This is a genomic window from Brachybacterium sp. p3-SID957, assembly GCF_025144775.1.
Lineage (GTDB): Bacteria > Actinomycetota > Actinomycetes > Actinomycetales > Dermabacteraceae > Brachybacterium > Brachybacterium epidermidis.
In genome coordinates, this window is sequence record NZ_JALXKT010000004.1 from 76,909 (window position 1) to 95,110 (window position 18,202).

The window sequence follows — 18,202 nt, forward strand, 5'->3', positions numbered from 1 at the left end:
GGCTCCGGGTTGGTACTCAGCGGGGCACGGCGCGAGTGCTCACGCTCACCCGGCGAACCGTGCGATGCCCCGGGGCGCCGGCTGCTCACTCGCCTTCGATCACGGAGCCGTTGCGGGGAAGGCCGCCGGGGAAGGTGATGGGCAGTGCCCGGGCCCGGGTGGGATCTGCATCGTCCATCGCCTGCAGGTGCACGTGGGGCTCGGTGGAGTTGCCGGAGTTGCCGCACTGCGCGAGGACCTTCCCGCGGTGCACCTGCTGGCCTGGTCGGACCATCAGGCTGCCCTGCCGCAGGTGGCACAGGGCGAGGAACACGGCGGGGCCGGCGACGCCGGCGTCGGCCTCGATGATCACGTGGTTTCCAGCGAGTCCGGTCCAGCCTTCGGCCGCGCGTCGACGCTGGGTGAGCATGTAGCCCACCGAGGGCAGCCCGCGATGGGCGGCGTGATCCGGTTCGCCGTCGTGCGCGGCCCGCACGGTGCCGTCGATCGGGGCGCGGATCTCACGGCCGAAGCCGACGAAGTGCTCCGGTGCCTCCGGACGCAGGAACGACCGGAGGGTGTAGGCGCCGGAGCGCCCGTCCGCCCCCACCGGTGTGAGGTCGATGGACTGCTCCAGGGCATAGAGGCGCGTGCCGTGGCTGGGCATCCGGTCGGCCGGGCTGTTCTGCACCAGCCAGCGCCCGGGTCCGGGAACGCGCAGCGGAACGGGGGTGCGGGGTCTTCGTGCCATCACGTCCTCATCCGGGGTGCCGGGGTCGGTGGGGCCCGGCCGGTCAGGTGCCGGGCTCGAAGTACGTGCTCTTCAAGGCGCGGCTGACGGCGACGGTGGCCCGCTGCAGCTGCTCCATCTCGGTGTCGAAGTCAGCGACGATGTCGTCCAGGGAGCGGTACCGCAGGCTGGCGGCGGCCCGGCCCACGATCCGGCGGGCCGGGTCCTCGGTGCCCATGCGGTCGAAGGAGCTGCCGTGCAGCTTGGCCAGGATGTCCAGGGCCTCGTCCAGCTCGATCAGGCAGTGCGCCGCCGAGCGGGGGAAGATCGAGTCCAGCAGCAGGAACTCGATGGCCCGTGCGGCGCGCACCCGGCCCCGGTAGGAGCGGATGTAGGCCTCGTGGGCGCTGCAGCTGCGCAGCAGCATCACCACGTTGCCGTCGGTGGCGTCCTCCAGGTCGTGGCCCTGCAGGATGCGGGCGACCATGTCCACGCGCTCCAGCAGTTGGCCCACCCGCAGGAACAGCCAGGCCTCGTCACGGGTCATCGAGGCATCGATCAGGCCGTTCACCACGGCGCAGCGGTCCTTGGCGAACTGGAAGGCGCCGTGCATCCGGGAGGGCCGCACCGAGCGGGCCATGCCGAGCGTGGTGGTGTTCAGCGACTCCCACACCTCGGTGGAGAGCACCTCGCGGGCACCCCGGGCGTTCTCACGGGCGGTGTGCAGGGCACCAGCGACGGAGGAGGGGTTCGTCCGGTCGGTCACCAGGCGGTCCAGCACCCGCTGGACGGTGTGGTCCTGCGGGTCCTGCGCTGAGGCGCCGAAGATCGAGTACACGTCCTTGCAGGCACGACCGACGTCGTAGGTGGCGTCCTCGGTGATCGACTGCAGGGACACATCGAGGATGCGGGCGGTCTGGTCCGCGCGCTCCACGTAGCGGCCGATCCAGAAGACGGCCTCGGCGATCCTACTGAGCATCGCTGTGCTCCTCCTGCTCGTCGGGGTCGGGCTGCACGTCGTGGTCCGGCTGGTCCTCGTCCTCCAGGTCGAGGATGGGGATGGCGGCGGTGACGGGTTCGGGCTCGGTGCCCAGCAGGTCCTCGTCCTCGTCGAAGGGCTCGTCCACCCCGGTCTGCTCGACCACGCGCACCTCGCCCTCCGGGGTGGAGACCTCCACCTGCGTGGGGGTCTGCGAGGCCAGCACCCAGGTGTCCTTCGAGCCGCCCCCGCGCGAGGAGTTCACGATCATCTCTCCCTTGGGCAGTGCCACGCGGGTGAGGCCGCCGGGCAGCACCCACACGTCCTCCCCGCTGTTGAGGGCGAAGGGCCGCAGGTCCACGTGCCGCGGCTCGGGCCCCTCCTCCATCAGGGTGGGGATGGTGGACAGCTGCACGATGGGCTGGGCGATCCAGCCGCGCGGATCCTGCTCGAGGCGGGTGCGCAGCTCCTGCAGCTGGGCGGCGGTAGCAGCCGGCCCGATCACGATGCCCTTGCCGCCGGATCCGTCCACGGGCTTGACCACCAGCTCATCGAGGCGGTCGAGCACCTCGGCGCGGGATTCCGGTTCCTCCAGGCGCCAGGTGTCCACGTTGGGCAGCACCGGCTCCTCGCCGAGGTAGTACCGGATCATGTCCGGCACGTAGGTGTAGGTGAGCTTGTCGTCGCCCAGCCCGTTGCCGATCGCGTTGGCCACGACCACGTTGCCGGCCAGGATCGATCGCACCAGGCCGGGCACGCCCAGCATGGAGTCGGGGCGGAACACCTCGGGGTCGATGAAGTCGTCGTCGGTGCGCTTGTAGATGACATCCACGCGGCGCAGGCCGGCGGTGGTGCGCATGTAGATGCGGTCGTTGCGCTCGACCAGATCGCTGGCCTCCACCAGGTCCACTCCCATGGTGCGGGCCAGCAGCGAGTGCTCGAAGTAGGCGCTGTTGTACCGCCCGGGGGTGAGCACCACCACCGTGGCCTCCTCCCCCACGGAGTGCGGTGCCGCGGCCTGCAGGGCAGCGAGCAGGCGGCCGGGGTACTCGCTGACCCGCCGCACGGGCCGATGCGAGAACAGCTCGGGGAAGCCCTGGGCCATGGCGCGCCGGTTGGACAGCACGTAGCTGACACCGCTGGGGGTGCGCACGTTGTCCTCGAGCACCCGGAAGCCGCCGGAGCCGTCACGCACCAGGTCGATGCCGGAGATGTGGATGCGCACGCCGTTGGGCGGGCGGTAGCCCTGCACGGCGTCGACGATGTACGTGGAGGAGTCCAGCAGGGACCCCGGCACCACACCGTCGGCCACGGCCCGACGGCCGGTGTACACGTCGTCCAGGAACGCCTCCAGGGCGCGCACCCGCTGCTCGATGCCGGTGGAGACCAGCGCCCATTCCTCGGCGGCGATGACCCGCGGGATGGCATCGACCGGGAAGGGGCGTTCCTCCCCCGCGTAGTCGAAGGTGACGCCCTGATCGAGATAGCTGGAGGCCAGAGTCTCCGAACGGGACCGGAACTCCTCCAGCCCCAGGCCGGACAGGGCCTCACGGAGGAACCGGTAGGTGGGGCGCGCCTGGCCGTCAGGAGCGAACATCTCGTCGCCGTCGCCTGCGGCGTCGTACTCCTGGAAGAGGGTGTTGCCTGGCATGGCCCCATCTAACACTGTCATCGCACGAGGCACGTCCTGGTCCGTCAGCATGATGGCGGGGGCCGTTGCACACTAGGGGGACGAACCGTCCGGAGAGGTGAACCCCATGTCACTCGGATCCCGTCTGAGCTCCCTGCTGCGCACCGCCGCGCGCTCCCCCGCGGTGCGCCGCACGGCGCGTGACCTGGGCCGGGCCGCGGTGCGCTCGGTCTCCGAGACGCGCTCCGGCCGCTCCGCGTCGGCCGCGCGGCGGCGCGCGAACGATCATGGGGGCGAAGCGGGAGTGTCCACCGCGACAGCATCGGCCCTCGCCGACCGTGACGGCTCGGCGCCTCTGGCGATCACGTACGCGCCGCGGCTGGACGGCCACCCGGATCCCGGGGAGATCGTGTGGGCGTGGGTGCCGTACGAGGAGGACCTCTCCCGCGGCAAGGACCGTCCCGTGCTGGTGCTCGCGGAGGAGGATGCTCGCGCGGGCGGCCGCGACGGCGAGGGCGAGGTGCTGGTGGCCCTGATGCTCACCTCCCGTGACCGCGCCGAGAACGACGGGGTGCACGTTGACGAGCACGGCGCCACCTGGATCGACGTGGGATCGGGATCCTGGGACAGCAAGGGGCGGCCCAGTGAGGTGCGGGTGGACCGGTTGCTGCGGCTGAGCCCGCAGGCGGTGCGGCGCGAGGGATCGCGCCTGGCTGAGGACCGCTTCGACCGGGTGGCTGCGGCCGCGCGCGAGGTCCACGGATGGGACGGATGACACGCCGCCGGGGCAGTGCCGCTGATCAGCGATTCTGGTAATGTCGACGCTCGTATGTGTGACATACCGTTCGGTGTGCGCATGCTGGAGGCCCCACCGTGTCAGGGTTCGCCGGTAGGTGCGACCCGGGCGAGTACCCGCGGCAGCGACCCGGTACCGACGTCTCCAGGCGAACCCCACCGCCCGTCCCCGTCGGCAGCGGTCCTCGGCCGCCGCGGATGTTCCACCTCCACAGCACAAGAGAGAAGTCTTCGTGGCAAACATCAAGTCCCAGATCAAGCGGAACAAGACCAACGAGAAGGCGCGCCTGCGCAACCGTGCGGTCAAGTCCGAGCTCAAGACCTACGTGCGCAAGGTGCGCACCGCCGCCTCCGCCGGTGACGCCGACGGTGCCGCCAAGGCCCTGAAGGATGCGTCCCGCAAGCTGGACAAGGCCGTCTCCAAGGGCGTCATCCACAAGAACCAGGCCGCCAACCGCAAGTCGGGCCTGGCCAAGCTGGTCTCCAAGATCAGCGCCTGAACGACTCCGGTCAGCCCCTGAGCTGAACCACTCGAGCCCCGTACGCCACCGGCGTGCGGGGCTCGTCGCTTGACGGGGGATGCGCCCGGGGGCGGCGACCTCAGCGCGCCCGGCGGGCGCGGCCGATCTCGATCACCATGTGCTGGACGGACCAGCGGGGGTCACGGCCAGCCCCCTTCACCTCGTGATCGGCGCGGGCCACGGCCTCCAGGGCCCGGGCCAGCGAGCGGTCGTTCCAGGCGCGGGCGTCACGGCTGAGGTTGCGGATCATCCAGTCAGGCATGCCGAGGCTGCGGGCGTTCGCGCCGGGGGTGGTCACCTTGGCCAGCGATCGCATCTTGGAGGCGATCGCGGCGACGATGGGGACCGGGTCGGCCCCGGCCAGCTGAGCCTGCTGCAGCAGTTGGAGGGCTTCGCGCTCCCGGCCGGCGATCGCGGCATCGGCCACGGCGAAGGCGGTGGACTCCACACGGCCAGCGGTCACCTGGCGCACGTCCTGCAGGGTGAGGGGCTGCGCCTGCGTGCCCTCGTCGGGGGTGGTGTCCTCGATCAGCTGGCGGCTCATCGCGGCGAGCTCGGCCAGGTCTGTTCCGAAGGCGTCGACCAGGGCGGCAACGGCCTCGGGCTGGATGCGGCGGCCGGCCCGTGCGAACTCGGCCGCCACGAAGGCCTGCTTGTCGCCGACGCGCTTGAGCGGATCGGCCGGGACGCGGGGCACGCCCGCCTTCTTCAGGGCGTCCAGCAGCTTCTTGCCGCGGTTGCCGCCGCGGTGAACGAGCACCAGGGTGACGTCGTGCTCAGGGGCGGGGATGTACGCGAGGATCTCGGTGATCAGCGACTCGGGCGCGGCCTGCAGCTCGGGCACGATCACCATGCGCGGCTCCCCGAACAGGGAGGGGCTGGTGACCTGGGAGAGGGACCCGGCGGTGATGGTCTCCGCAGTGAGCTCGTGGAAGGCAACGGCATCGTCCTGCTCCCGGGCCAGGGAGCGCAGCCGTTGCACAGCGCGTTCGGCGATCAGCGATTCGGTGCCGTGGACCAGCACGATCGGGGCGAGGGCGACGCTGTGCCACTCGACATCGCTCACGGGCACTCCTTCACAACGGGACGTGGCGATCCTATCGGGCGGCTGCGACAGCCGGGATCGCAGAAAGCAGTAGAGGCGGGGCGGAGGCGCGGCGGGCCGCTGGCTCGAAAGGATGGCCGGCCCCGTCATCGGGGTGGTCCGACGGACAGCGGCTCGTCGATGGCATCGGCCGGGAGGATCACGGTGCCGTGCCTGTCCGTGCGCACGACCTGCGCGCCCACCTCGCCCAGCAGGTCCAGGACATGGTCGGTGGGGTGGCCGAAACTGTTCTCCTTCCCCACCGTGATCAGTGCCAGCTCAGGGGCGAGGTGCTCGTACAGTCCCGCGTCCTGCCGCCGTGAACCGTGGTGGGCCACCTTCACGATGCGCGCGGGCCCCGGTACCGTCGCGGCGAGCTCTCGCTGGGCAACGGGTTCGAGGTCCCCGAGGGACACCAGGCGCGTGCCGTCAGGCCAGGTGGCCGAGACCACCACCGAGCAGTCGTTGGCGGCGTCCCCCTCCCCCGAGCCGTCCTCCCGCAGCGCCGCGGATTCCGCGGCCTGCGCCGAGGGCGGCCACAGCACCTCGAGCACGAGACCGTCCTGCTGCCAGGTCTCCCCTGCGACGACGGGGCTCACCATGTCACCGGCGGCCACGTCCCGCGCTGCGTGGGGCAGCGGGCACACCCACTGCTCGGCGGGGGCCCGTGCCCCGGTGAGGGCGCTGCGGCCTCCCGTGTGATCGGCGTGTGGGTGGGTGAGGATCAGCAGGTCGATCGCGTCCACGTGCAAGCGGTTCAGGCAGTCCCGCAGTGGTTCCGGCTCCGGGCCGGTGTCGATCAGTACGGTGGATCCACCGTTGCGCAGCAGCACGGCATCGCCCTGCCCCACTGCGCAGGCAGCGACGCTCCACTCCTGCCCGGTCCGACCGGGCAGAAGGGGAGCGAGCGCCGGGGCTGTCGCCGCGACCAGGAGGGCCGCCATCACCCAGCGCACGGTGCGGGATCGCCGCCCCGCCACCGCGATCGCAGCAACGGCGAGGGCGGCGATGGCCAGGAGCACGCCTGGCGTTCCCTCAGGAACGGGGATGCGGGAACCGGGCAGGGCATCGGCGGCGCCGGCGATGAGCAGGACCACGTGAGCACCGCCCGCGGCGATCGTGTTGAGAAGCTGCGCGGCGGCCGGCCAGACGGGACCCAGCAGCAGTGCGATCACGCCGATCACGGTGGTGGGGCCCACCACCGGACCCACCAGCATGTTCACCGGCACGGCCCAGGCGGAGACCTCAGGGGCCAGGGTGATCAGGATCGGGGTGACAGCAAGCTGCGCCGCCAGCGGCACGGCCAGCACCAGGGCGGGTACCCGACTGACCCTCTCGCCCGTCGCCTCGGTGATCGCGTTTGCCAGGGGCGGTGCAGCGATGAGGATCGCCCCGGTGGCGAGGGCGGAAAGAGCGAAGCCGATGGATGCGGCGGTGACCGGATCCAGGACGGACCACAGTGCGACCGTGAGGGCCAGTGCTGCGACCGGTGAGGCTCTCACCCCCGCGAACCTGGCGATCAGAACGGGAGCAGCCATGGTGGCGGCGCGCTGCACACTGGGCTCCTCCCCCACCAGGAACACGTACCCGGCCACGGCGAGGCCGGCGATCATCAGGCGCGGGCGCCTGCGCACCCCGGCCAGCAGCAGGGGTGTGATCACCGCGGCGAGGATCAGCGCTATGTTCGCCCCGGAGACCGCGACAAGGTGCGAGATGCCGGCGCGCTGCATGATCTCCTCGCTGCGCTGCCCGAGGCCATGGGTGTCCCCCGAGGTCATGCCGCGCACCAGGGCGGCCTCATCGGTCGGGAGATGGGCGGTGTTATCCCGGGCGAGGTCCCGCAGCCGGTGACGCAGATGCTGGGCGATGGCCGAGATCCCGGTGGCAGGGATGGGCCGCGCCTCGGTGACGCTCAGCACCAGCAGACCGTCGGAGCTGCGGACGGTGCCGCGCACCCACACGTCCTGGCCCCCACGCACCCGGCCCAGGGCAGCCTGGGACTCCTCGCCGGAGGAGCGCACCAGCACCGGCACGGAGGCGGGCACGCTCACCTCCTCGGCGCCGATCCGTGCCCTCGCAGGGATCGTGCGGGCCATCATCTGCAGACCGGAGCGGGACCATTCCGGCCCGCTGCCGGGTACCGCCGGATCAGCGCGGGCCGTGACGGCCAGCTGGACGACCAGCCCTTCCTCGGCCGCAGTGTGCAGGGCGCGGCTGGTCTCGTCGTGGCGCAGCAGCACGGGGAACAGCAGTACCCCTGCCAGTCCTACCACGGCCAGGTGCGCGAACAGGATGTGGGTGATGGCTCGCCGCGGGATCACCACGATGGCCGCCAGCACGCTGGAGCACAGCACCGCGCACGCCGCGATGGCTGCCTGTGCACCGAGCAGGATGCCGATCGCGGCGAGGCTCCAGATGGCTGCGGCGCCGGGCAGCAGGCGCAGATCGTTCCACCGCATCGATCGTCCTCATCCGCTCACGGTGGCCTGGTCGCGGATCTTCTCCAGGGTGGCCGGTCCGATGCCGGAGACCTCCATCAGGTCGTCCACCGACCGGAAGGGGCCATTGGCCTCCCGGTGGTCGATGATCCGCTGGGCGATTGCCGGTCCCACGCCGGGCAGTTCCTCCAATTGGGATGCATTGGCAGTGTTGATGTCGATCAGGACATCTCTCGAGGTGCCGCTGGCCCCGCTGTCCGGGGAGCCGCCCGTGCCTGGTGCCTGCCCCAGCTCCGGGGCTGCCGCAGGTGGCGGTTCCTCGCCCGGCAGCGGGAGGTGGATCTGCTCACCGTCCGCAACGGGGCGGGCCAGGTTCACCGCCGCCAGGTCCGCTTCGGGCGCTGCTCCGCCGGCGGCATCGACCGCATCCTGCACCCGGGCGCCCGGCTCGAGCCGGACCACGCCAGGATTCTCCACGGCACCGGAGACATGGACCACGATCTCGGAGGGCGCCCGATCCTCGGCCCGCTCGCCCCCTGCAGTTCCGCTGGCCTCCTCCAACGAGGTATCAGGATCGTGAGCGCCCGGAGGCTGCGAGTCCACCTCGTCGGTGGTCGCGTCCCCGCTCGACCCTCCAGCCGCCGGGGAGGGATCGGCGGTCTCGGACATGCTCACCGGGGAGCGCTCCTCCAGCGGCACGGCAGAGCCGGCGGACCCCAGGTGGATGGCGCCCGCGGCGATCAGGACCAGCACCGCGATGCCCACCAGGGACGACGGGCTGGGCGCCGGGAGCGACAGTCGACGCGCTGGCGCCTCGGCCCTGTGATCCACGTGCTCGACGAGCGGCTCGCCACCGCGTCGATGCCGCCCGGGCCGGTTGCGCAACGGCCGTTCGTGTCCTGCTCCCATGGGTCCGACGCTAAGGACTCGGCGCCGTCCTCACGGGACTACGGCCGCTGATGGGGAGAACCCGTCATTGGGGAGGAACCTCACCGGCGTGGGAGACAGGTCTTCCCGCACTGCGCGCGTATGCGACCTCGCTGGGGGCCGACTCGCCGCTCATCAGCCGATGCCGAGGGTCGCCATCCATTGGCCCCAGAAGGCGATGAGGATCACCAGGGCCACCAGCAGGTACCAGGCCAGGGTGAGCAGCACCCAGCGGCGCAGGATCCCCGCCAGCGGACCGGGGAGTCGCAGGTCGCCGCTCTCCACGGTGTGGGCGAGGGTCGCGAAGAACATGGGGGCGGTGGCGACCCACACCACCATGCACCACGGGCACAGGGCGCGGATGATGACGATCGCGGAGAACGCCAGGAAGTGCACGAAGGCGAAGGCGAAGGTCATCCCGCCCAGCCGTGCCCAGCGCATCCACGGGGGCAGGGCGGTGCCGCTGAGCATCAGCGCACCGAGCACGCCCATGATGGCGAAGCCGCCCAGGCCGATCGCCATGTTGGGGATGCCGAAGGCCTCGGCCTGCCAGGTCATCATCACGGTGCCGCAGGAGATGAACGGGTTGATGTCGCAGGCGAGGGTGGCGCCGGGGTTGGACAGCAGGTACAGCTTGTCCACCAGCAGGTTCAGCGCTGCGATCCAGCCCACCAAGCCGCCGATCAGCAGCACCGCACCGGTCAGTGCAGTGCTGGCGCGGGGCTTGGCGCGGCGCTCGGCCGCGAGCTCCGCGTCGATCTCCGCGATCAGTGCGGCATCGTCCTCGGCCCGGGTGCCGGCCGGCTCCGTACCCGTGCCATCCTGCTCGGCACGGGGGCCGGCCTGGTCCTGGGCCCGGTTCTGGTTCTGGTTCAGGCTATGGTTCATCAGGGGCTATTGTGCGCCCACGACGGGGTGAGCGCGATACCAGTCCGCGAGTCGTTCGAATCCCTCGTCGATGCTGACGGCCGGGCTCCACTGAAGGCGCTCGCGGGTGCGGCGCTGGTCGAACCAGTGCGCGGTGGACATCTGCTCGGCCAGGAACTCCGTCATCGGCGGTTCGTCGGCACCGGGGCGGATCTCCCACAGCCGTTCCACCACGCGCCCGGCCGCGCGGGCCACCGAGCCGGGGACCTTGATGCGGGGCCGCGGGACCCCGGCGGCGTCGCACCAGCCGTTGAACACGTCCCGCACGGTGCGGGGCTCGCCGTTGGTGACCACGAAGCTCTCGCCGTGGACGTCCTCGATGCGGTCCAGAGCCGCCACGATCGCGTCCGCGGCGTTGGTGACGTAGGTGGTGTCGATCAGCGCCATGCCGTCGTCCAGCAGGGGCAGGCGGCCGCTGCGGGCGCGGTCCACGATGCGCCCGACCAGCTGGGTGTCCCCCGGGCCCCACACCACGTGGGGGCGGATGGAGGTCACCAGCAGGCCGTCGCGGCCGTCGGCCTCCATGGCCAGCAGCTCGGCGGCGGCCTTGGTGCGGGCGTAGGGGCCGCGGGCGTGCTCGGGATCCGCAGGCGTCGCGCCCAGGCCGACGATCGCGGTGCCCAGGTGAGCGACCGACGGAGACGACACGTTGACCAGCTGGCCGCCGCCCGGCGCCCGCCGGGCGTCGACCACGTTGCGGGTGCCGCCGATGTTGATATCCCGGTACTCGCTCTCCGGACCGGAGATGGACACCTTCGCGGCCAGGTGGATGACCGCATCGCAGCCGTCCGCCGCACGGCGCACGTCCTCCGCGCTGGTGAGGGAGCCGTTGACGTCGGTGACCCCGTCGATGCCGGCGGGGCGGCGCTGGAAGGCGCGCACCTGCTCACCGCGGTCGCGCAGGGCGGTCGCCACGGCGCCGCCCAGCATCCCGGAGGCGCCGGTGACCAGGATCCTGCGGCCGCTCACAGTGCCTCCGCCCGCTCGCCGCGCAGGGTCTGCTCCGACCAGCGCGACAGTGCCGCCCGGTCGATCTTGGAGTTGTGGCGGATGTCGGTGGGCAGGGCACGGGTGGTGAACACCGCGGTGACCTCCACACCAGCGCGCTCGCGCACGGCACGGCGCACGGCCTCCTGCAGGGAGGTCTCGGCCGGCCGGGGCCGCCCGGGCGCACCGGGGCGGTAGCCGTCCTCGGTCTCCAGGATCACCACCACCTGCTGGGTGCCACGCGGGCCCACCACCGCGGCGCCGGCACGGCGCACGGTGGGCACGGTCTCGGCTGCGTCCTCCACCTGCACCGGGGTGAACAGTCCGTCGGCGGTGGCCAGCACGTGGGCCGCACGGCCCTCCACCCACAACCGCCCGTCGGCGTCGAGATGGCCCACGTCGCCGGTGGCGTGCCATCCTTCGAAGCGCATGGCGGTGCGGGTGGTGCCGTACAGCATCAGGTAGCGGTCGCGCACGTGGGGGGCGCGGATGAGGATCTCGCCGGTGACATCCGCGCGGTCGGTGATCTCCCCGGTGGTCTCCCCCTCGGCGTCCATGGCGGCGATGGCGACCTGGACGCGGCTGACGGGCCTGCCCACGCACACTCCGGCGCCGGGGCCCGCGTCCTCGATGCCCTCGAGGTCGATGGCGGTGGCGACCAGGCACTCGGTCATGCCGTACGGGGTGAGGGCCGTCGCGTTCGGCATCAGGCCCCGCAGCTCCCGCAGCATGTGCGCGGCGATCGGCGCACCGGCAGAGAAGAAGCTGGGCACACGCGCCAGGGCGGCCCGGCCCGCATCGTCCAGCTCAGAGGCGGTGTTCAGGATGTTCCGCAGAGCGGCGGGCGCGGTGAACACGGCCGGGGAGCCGAGGGCGTCGACCGCCTCGGCCAGGGCGCTCGCGGTGAGCTCCCCGGGACGGGTGATGTCCATGTCGGGCACCACGCTGGGGGCACCCAGGGCCGGGCCCAGCAGCGCGAAGGGCGCGAAGCCCGCGACCAGGCCACGCTCGGGGTCCAACTGCAGGGTGTCGCCCACCGCGGTGAACATCGCGGACATCTGGCGGTGGGTGTACACCGCCCCCTTGGCGGGCCCGGTGGAGCCGGAGGTGAACAGGATCGCCGCATCGGCCTCGGGATCGGGCCAGGGGGCGTCCAGCGGGGCACCCAGGTCCCGCATCTGGGAGCCGGAGGCGGCCAGCTGTGCGACGGAGGTCTCCACGCCCAGCACGGTGCGGTCCACTGTGGGCAGCTGGGCCACGCTGATGCGGCGGCCGGGCCAGCCCAGGGCGCGAGCGCCGACCAGCGCCCGGTTGATGCCGATGATCCAGTCCGGATGGGATCCGATCACGGCGCGGGTGAGGCCATCGGTGCCCAGGCCGGCATCGGCGATCACGGCGACAGCGCCGATGCGCAGGCAGGCGTACAGCACGCCGGTGAGGTCAGCCCCGGGAGTGATGAGGATCGACACCCGGTCCCCCGGCCGGATGCCGTGGGCGAGCATGCCGGCGGCGATGTCCTCCACGCGGCGGTTCAGCAGCGACCAGGAGATCTGGCGGCGCTCGCCGTCGGGTCCGGACAGCTCCACCACGGCCGGGCGGTGGGCATGGGCGGGATCGGCGGCGAGACGGCCGATGGGCTCGCCGACGTACCGCTCGGGGGCCTGCTCGGCATAGGTGGACACGGCGCGGCGGGAGCGCTGCTGCGGATCGGCGATGTCCACGCGGCGCGCGCGGCCCTCGGTGCCGAAGGTGTCCTGGAGCCATCCGGCCACCAGCGTGGCCACATCGGCGTCCTCCCACACCAGGTGGGAGGCCTCCTCGAAGCGGTGCACGTCCGCGTGGGGCACCCGCTCCAGCAGGTCGCGCAGGTAGCGGTCGGAGAAGGTGATGTCGCGCGGGCCCCAGGCGAACAGGGTGGGCACGTGCAGTTCGCGGATGCCCTCGGCGAGCCGCTCGAGGGTGGCGCGTGAGGGGTGGGAGGCATCCGCCGGGATGTCGGCCACGAAGGTCTCGATGCCCTTGCGGCGGGCGCGGCTGCGGTAGGGCGCCAGGTACGCGTCCTGCACCTCGGCGGGAAGTGCCGGCTTGGACAGCGCCAGCGTGGTGCGCAGGAACGTGTCGGTCAGGGAGGTGGAGGCGGGCAGGAAGGCGGGGGTGGTCGCCAGCTGCAGCGCCTTGGGCAGGCTCTCCCCGATCTCCTGATGGATGCCGGTGTTGGTGAGGATCATGCCCACCACGTCGTGGCGGTTGTCCAGCGCCCATCCGGTGGAGATGATCCCGCCCCAGTCGTGGCCCACGGTCACCACCGGCCCGCGCAGGGACAGGGCGTCGGTGAGCAGCGACAGGTCGGTGATGCGGTCCTGCAGGCGACGGGTCACGCCGGTGCGTTCGGACCAGCCCATCTCCAGCTGGTCCACGGCGATCACACGCCAGGGGATGTCCTCGCGCACCAGGCTGCGGTACAGGAAGGAGTAGGTGGGGTTGCCGTGCACGGCCAGCAGAGTGCCGCGGGGGGTGACACCCCGCTCGGCGAGCAGGGGCGCGGAGTCCAGCAGATGCCAGCGGCGCATCTCACCGGCGTGGTCACGCACCTCGAGGGTGCGGGAGATGCGGGGGTCCACGCCGTGCATGGCGGGGACCTCGGGGATCTGGGCGCGGCGTCGGCCCTTGGGGGTCGTGCTCACCATTCCACCTCCATGAAAGCGGTGTTCAGTCCGGAGCCCACGCCGAGCAGCAGCACCCGCTCGCCGCGGGCGATGTTCTGCTGGTGGTTCGCCAGGGTCATCGGCACGGCTTCGGCGGCGATGTTCCCCCAGTCGGGGAAGGAGACCGGGATGCGCTCCATCCCCACTCCGGTGATCTTCGAGAAGTTGCGGGTGTACACCATGGACACCTGATGCGGGATGACGTGCTCGATGCTGCGGAAGTCCAGGCCGGCGTCATTGGCGTCCTTCCAGGTGTCCAAGATCAGGGCGATGCCGTTCTCCAGCAGGCCCGAGGAGTCGGTGCGCATGTCCTGCATGTTGGCCACGCACAGCTCGTGGTGCTGGGTGCCGGCGCGGGACTGCGTGAGCTTGAGGCGGTGCCCCTCGGGATGCTTGTCGCTGGGGCCGATCACGGCGGCGGCCGCCCCGGAGCCCAGGGTGAGGGAGGCGAACTGGTTGTTGAAGTCGGCGCGGGTGGCGGTCTTGGAGTTCAGGCGGTCGACGGTGCCGCGCTGCACCTCCTCGACGTCCTCGGCACCGACGATCAGCGCGTACTGGATCTGCCCGGCGTCGATCATCCCGGCGGCCATGCTCATGGCGTTGACGAAGCCCAGGCAGGCGTTGGTGATGTCGAAGTTCATGCAGCTGGTGGGCATGCCCAGCGAGTGGTGGATGGCGGTGGAGACGGCCGGCTCGAGATAGGGGCGGGACACGGAGGCGTTGATCATCAGGCCCACCTGGTTGCGGGTGATTCCGGCATTGGCCATGGCGCGCTCGGCGGCGCTGACCACACCCTGCCGCCAGCCGTTGTGGGAGTCCTGCCACCAGCGCCGCTCGTACACCCCGGCCACGCGCTGCAGCACACCGCGGGGAAGGCGCAGACGCTTGCGGGCGGGAGTGAGCATCTCGTCGATCTCGTCGGAGGTGACCGTCACGGAGGGCAGAGTCATCTCCACCGAGAGCAGTGAGGCGTTCCTGTGGACGAATTGCGTGTTCCCGTTCCCCATCAGTGTGCACTACCTCGTTCTTCGTCGTGTCTTCGAACCGCGGCGCCCATTGTCCCACCGCTTCCCTGTGACCGGCTCACGGGTGTCCGATCACACGTCGGGCGACAGTTCTCGTCCCGTCGGCGGCTCACACCTCGGTGCCGGAACCCACCGTGTCCGCCGCCGTGGCGTCCTTGGAATCCCGGCCGACCTGAGCATCCCGGCCGTCCTGGGCGTCCTCGAGGTGGTGCCCCAGGTGGTGGCGCGCGAACAGCAGGCACTGGCGCAGCACCTGCTCACGCTGCCCCTCTTTGCGGTACGGGCGCGTGTTGACCTCCACCAGCACCGAGCCGCCCCAGCCGCTGTTGGCCAGGCGCCGCAGCACCTCCGCGCAGGGCTGGTTGCCCTCCCCCGGGGGCAGGTGCTCGTCCTTGGTGGAGTTGCCGGAGCCGTCGGCCAGGTGCAGGTGGGTCAGGCGCTCCCCGAGGCCCTCGATCAGCACCAGGGCGTCGTCCCCGGCGGTCGCGGCGTGGGAGAGGTCCACCGTCACGTGCGCGTAGTCCTCGTCAGTGGGGTCGTGATCGGGAAGGTACACCATCACCTCGCGCACTCCCAGGCGCCACGGGTACATGTTCTCCACCGCCACCGCAACCCCGTAGCGCTCCTCGATCTCCGCGACGCCGTGCACGAACTCCCTCGCGTAGGAGCCCTGCCAGCGGAACGGCGGGTGTGCCACCACGGTGGGCACCTCCAGCTCCACGGCGAGCTGGACGGTGCGCTCGATCTTGACCCAGGGGTCGCCGCCCCACAGCCGCTGCAGGAAGAACAGCGTGGGCGCGTGCAGGGACAGGATGGGCTGCTGGTAGCGCCCCACGTACGCCCGCAGCTTGCGCGGGTCCTGCGAGTCCTCGGGGTAGGAGACCATCACCTCCACTCCGTCGTAGCCGATGCTCTGGGACAGGCGGAAGCACTCCTCCACCCCGGCAGGGAACACGGAGGAGGTGGACAGCCCCACGGGGATGTGCCGCTGCGGCCGCTGCTGCTCGCTGCGCAGATCACCCTCCCTCAGGCGCCGCGAGAGGTTCTCGCGGGCGCTGCGCTGCGCACTGTTGGGGCGGGTGTAGGGCTTGCGCGCCCCGTTGCGGGGCGCGCTGTCGGATGTGCCGCGCTCACGACGTGGGTTCACAGTTCCTCCTCGACGCTCGGATGCGTCCCTGTCAGTATGCCGCGCACGCGGGGCCGGTGGGCGGGCCGGGCGGTGCAGGCTGTCGTGGCCGCACCCCGGCCGGGGCCGCGCCTAGACTCGCCCCATGCGAGTACGTGACCTGAGGGCCGAGGACGCCCGCGCCTACCGGGCGCTCAGCACAGGAGCCTTCGGCGGGCGCGAATCGGCCGAGTCACCGCGGCCGTTCAACCCGGCCGAGACCGCGATCGGCATCGATTCCTCCTCCCTGCCCGGTGGTGTCGACGGGGTGATCGCGGCCGGTGCCCGCATCCGCCACGACCGCATCGCCGTCGGAGGCGGGGTCGCCGCGTGCGGGGGGATCGGCGGTCTGGCGGTGCATCCAGCGCACCGCGGCAACGGACTGTTCGGTCCCCTGCTCACCGCGGTGATCGCGCGCTGCCAGGGAGAGGGCATGGCCTTCTCGATGCTGTACCCCTCCAATCCCGCGCTCTACCGCCGCTACGGGTACCAGGAGGTGGCTCGGGAGACCGAGGTTCAGGTGCCGCTCGGAGACCTGCAGCGACTGCGCCCCGTGGCCGACAGGCGCCTGGTCCCTGTCACCGAGCGGACCATGCCGCGCCTGCGCGCCCTGTACCGGGAGCTGACCTGCGAGGACAACGGCATGCTGCTGCGCGAGGGACCGCTGTTCCCCGAGGGCGTGCCGGGCGACGGCTGGTCGGCGCTGCTGCTGGAGGACGTCGACGGCCGCGACCACGGCTACATCTCCTGGACCCGTGCGGCCGACCACACCTCCGAGGAGGGCCTGGAGGTGCACGAGATCCTCGGCCGCACCCGCGAGGATCTCACCGCCCTGCTGCGTTTCCTGGGCTCCTGGTCCACGGTCACCTCCACCGCACGCCTGCGGCTGCGCACGGAGGACCCGGTGCTGGACGTGCTGCCGAGCGGCAGGCTGCGCCCGGCCCCCGACATGCCCGGCATCGTGATGATGCGCGTGATCGACACAGCCGCGGCGCTCGAGGCCAGGCCCGCGCCCGATGGCCTCGAGGGAGCGATCCTGCTGACGGTCGAGGACCTCACCGTTCCCGAGGGCACCTGCCGGGCCGCCGGCAGCTGGAGGGTCCGGGCGGCAGGTGGACGCATCACCGCCGATCCTCTCCCGCTGTCCTCGGCCGACCCGGCGGCCGGCCCCTCGTCGGGGACCGAGGGGCTGGTGGGTGTGGTGCGCCTGGACATCCACGCCGCCTCGCTGCTGCTGACCGGCGGACGCACCGTGGCCGACGCCCGCCGTCTGGGCCTGGGCGCTGATGCCGATCCCGCAGCCGGGCGCTTCCTCGACGCCCTGCTGGCGGGCCCCCGCCCCTCGGTGCTGGATGCGTTCTGACCCGCCCGCCTCCTCTGCCCCGCCTGCGCCCTCTGCGCCGCCTGCGCCCTCTGCGCCGCCTGCGCCCTCTGCGCCGCCTGCGCCCCCAGACCCGCACCAGTCCCACCGCACCCTCGACCCCTGGAGCACTCCCGCATGGCCAAGCTGCACTTCAAGTACGGAGCGATGAACTCCGGGAAGTCCGACACGCTGATCAAGACGGCGTACAACTACGACGAGCGGGGCCTTGCCACGATTACCGTCAAGCCCGCCCTGGACACCAAGGGCGAGGACTGGGTGGTGGCCCGCGGCGGTGCGAAGCGCCAGGTGGACGTGCTCGCCGCACCCGGGGAGGACATCCGCTCCCACATCCACACCGTGGCCGATGACAAGGGCCTGCGTCCCCTGCACTGCGTGCTGGTGGACGAGTCGCAGTTCCTGGAGCCCGCCCAGATCGACCAGCTGTTCCGCATCGCCAAGGAGGACGGCATCTCGGTGATCTGCTACGGGCTGCGGGCGGACTTCCGCACCCGCACGTTCCCCGGTGCCCTGCGCCTGTTCGAGCTGGCCGACAACATCGAGAAGCTGCCCACCATGTGCCGCTGCGGTTCCCAGGCCGAGTTCAACTGCCGCGTGGTGGACGGTCGTCATGTGTTCGAGGGCGATCAGGTGGCCATCGACGACGGGGCCGCCGTCACCTACGAGTCGCTGTGCGGGGCATGCTTCATGCGCGAGCAGGAGGACGCCGGGGTGCACGTGCTGGGCTGACCTCACCCCCGCGAGGGCCCGGGCCCGATCGCAGGGCATCAGGTGTCCGCGCTGGCCGCGCGGGCACGCAACCGGGGCAGGCGAGGGGCGGACGCAGTGACGGGGGGGGGGGGGGGGGTGGGGCGCCCCCCCCCCCGGGGGCGGGGTGGGGGGGCGGGGCGGTGCAGGCTGTCGTGGCCGCACCCCGGCCGGGGCCGCGC

Annotated in this window: 15 protein-coding genes; 4 read left to right on the top strand and 11 right to left on the bottom strand. The window is 71.8% G+C overall.

The genetic code is table 11. The features are described from left to right. Window positions 1-85 precede the first annotated feature (85 nt). Genes M3B01_RS01620 through M3B01_RS01630 form a run of 3 tightly spaced genes read right to left on the bottom strand, consistent with a single transcriptional unit; the run spans window position 86 to window position 3,339 of the window. Complete coding sequence (locus tag M3B01_RS01620; RefSeq protein ID WP_259789115.1) at window positions 86-730, bottom strand: M23 family metallopeptidase; 645 nt, start codon at window positions 728-730, stop codon at window positions 86-88. 43 nt (window positions 731-773) lie between these two features. Continuing rightward, window positions 774-1,688, bottom strand: coding sequence for an alpha-E domain-containing protein (locus tag M3B01_RS01625; protein WP_259789116.1), 915 nt, complete (start codon window positions 1,686-1,688; stop codon window positions 774-776). Then, window positions 1,678-3,339, bottom strand: a complete 1,662-nt coding sequence (locus tag M3B01_RS01630) for a circularly permuted type 2 ATP-grasp protein (RefSeq protein ID WP_259789117.1) — start codon at window positions 3,337-3,339, stop codon at window positions 1,678-1,680. Before M3B01_RS01630 ends, M3B01_RS01625 begins: the two co-directional genes overlap by 11 nt. A gap of 106 nt (window positions 3,340-3,445) precedes the next feature. Here M3B01_RS01630 and M3B01_RS01635 point away from each other — a divergent pair, with 106 nt between their 5' ends. Together M3B01_RS01635 and rpsT are read left to right on the top strand one after the other, a co-directional pair. Then, window positions 3,446-4,093 (top strand): type II toxin-antitoxin system PemK/MazF family toxin, encoded by a 648-nt coding sequence (locus M3B01_RS01635; RefSeq protein ID WP_259789118.1) that lies wholly within the window; start codon window positions 3,446-3,448, stop codon window positions 4,091-4,093. A 253-nt stretch (window positions 4,094-4,346) separates the two neighbouring features. After that, a complete protein-coding gene (gene rpsT / locus M3B01_RS01640) occupies window positions 4,347-4,613 on the top strand; it encodes a 30S ribosomal protein S20 (RefSeq protein WP_259789119.1) in 267 nt (88 codons plus the stop codon). 100 nt (window positions 4,614-4,713) lie between these two features. On the opposite strand, the gene holA is transcribed toward rpsT, so the two are convergent. The 8 genes from holA to M3B01_RS01680 form a co-directional block, all read right to left on the bottom strand. Continuing rightward, window positions 4,714-5,700 (bottom strand): DNA polymerase III subunit delta, encoded by a 987-nt coding sequence (gene holA / locus M3B01_RS01645; RefSeq protein ID WP_259789120.1) that lies wholly within the window; start codon window positions 5,698-5,700, stop codon window positions 4,714-4,716. Window positions 5,701-5,825: 125 nt separating this feature from the next. Then, window positions 5,826-8,177, bottom strand: a complete 2,352-nt coding sequence (locus M3B01_RS01650; RefSeq protein WP_259789121.1) for a ComEC/Rec2 family competence protein — start codon at window positions 8,175-8,177, stop codon at window positions 5,826-5,828. A 9-nt stretch (window positions 8,178-8,186) separates the two neighbouring features. Beyond that, on the bottom strand, window positions 8,187-9,065 hold the full coding sequence (locus tag M3B01_RS01655) for a ComEA family DNA-binding protein (RefSeq protein WP_259789122.1): 879 nt from the start codon (window positions 9,063-9,065) through the stop codon (window positions 8,187-8,189). Between the two features lie 153 nt (window positions 9,066-9,218). Beyond that, window positions 9,219-9,971, bottom strand: a complete 753-nt coding sequence (locus tag M3B01_RS01660; protein ID WP_259789123.1) for a vitamin K epoxide reductase family protein — start codon at window positions 9,969-9,971, stop codon at window positions 9,219-9,221. 6 nt (window positions 9,972-9,977) lie between these two features. Then, window positions 9,978-10,979: an NAD(P)-dependent oxidoreductase gene (locus tag M3B01_RS01665; RefSeq protein WP_259789124.1), complete on the bottom strand. Its 1,002-nt coding sequence runs from the start codon at window positions 10,977-10,979 to the stop codon at window positions 9,978-9,980. Then, window positions 10,976-13,684, bottom strand: coding sequence for an alpha/beta fold hydrolase (locus tag M3B01_RS01670; RefSeq protein WP_259789125.1), 2,709 nt, complete (start codon window positions 13,682-13,684; stop codon window positions 10,976-10,978). Before M3B01_RS01670 ends, M3B01_RS01665 begins: the two co-directional genes overlap by 4 nt. Then, window positions 13,678-14,709, bottom strand: coding sequence for a 3-oxoacyl-ACP synthase III (locus tag M3B01_RS01675; RefSeq protein WP_259789126.1), 1,032 nt, complete (start codon window positions 14,707-14,709; stop codon window positions 13,678-13,680). Before M3B01_RS01675 ends, M3B01_RS01670 begins: the two co-directional genes overlap by 7 nt. Window positions 14,710-14,836: 127 nt before the next feature. Continuing rightward, window positions 14,837-15,874 (bottom strand): sugar phosphate isomerase/epimerase, encoded by a 1,038-nt coding sequence (locus M3B01_RS01680; protein ID WP_259789127.1) that lies wholly within the window; start codon window positions 15,872-15,874, stop codon window positions 14,837-14,839. Window positions 15,875-15,998: 124 nt separating this feature from the next. On the opposite strand from M3B01_RS01680, the gene eis reads away from it, so the two are divergent. Then, window positions 15,999-17,255 (top strand): enhanced intracellular survival protein Eis, encoded by a 1,257-nt coding sequence (eis, locus tag M3B01_RS01685; protein WP_259789128.1) that lies wholly within the window; start codon window positions 15,999-16,001, stop codon window positions 17,253-17,255. A 135-nt stretch (window positions 17,256-17,390) separates the two neighbouring features. Beyond that, window positions 17,391-18,002, top strand: a complete 612-nt coding sequence (locus M3B01_RS01690; protein WP_259789129.1) for a thymidine kinase — start codon at window positions 17,391-17,393, stop codon at window positions 18,000-18,002. Window positions 18,003-18,202 lie beyond the last annotated feature (200 nt).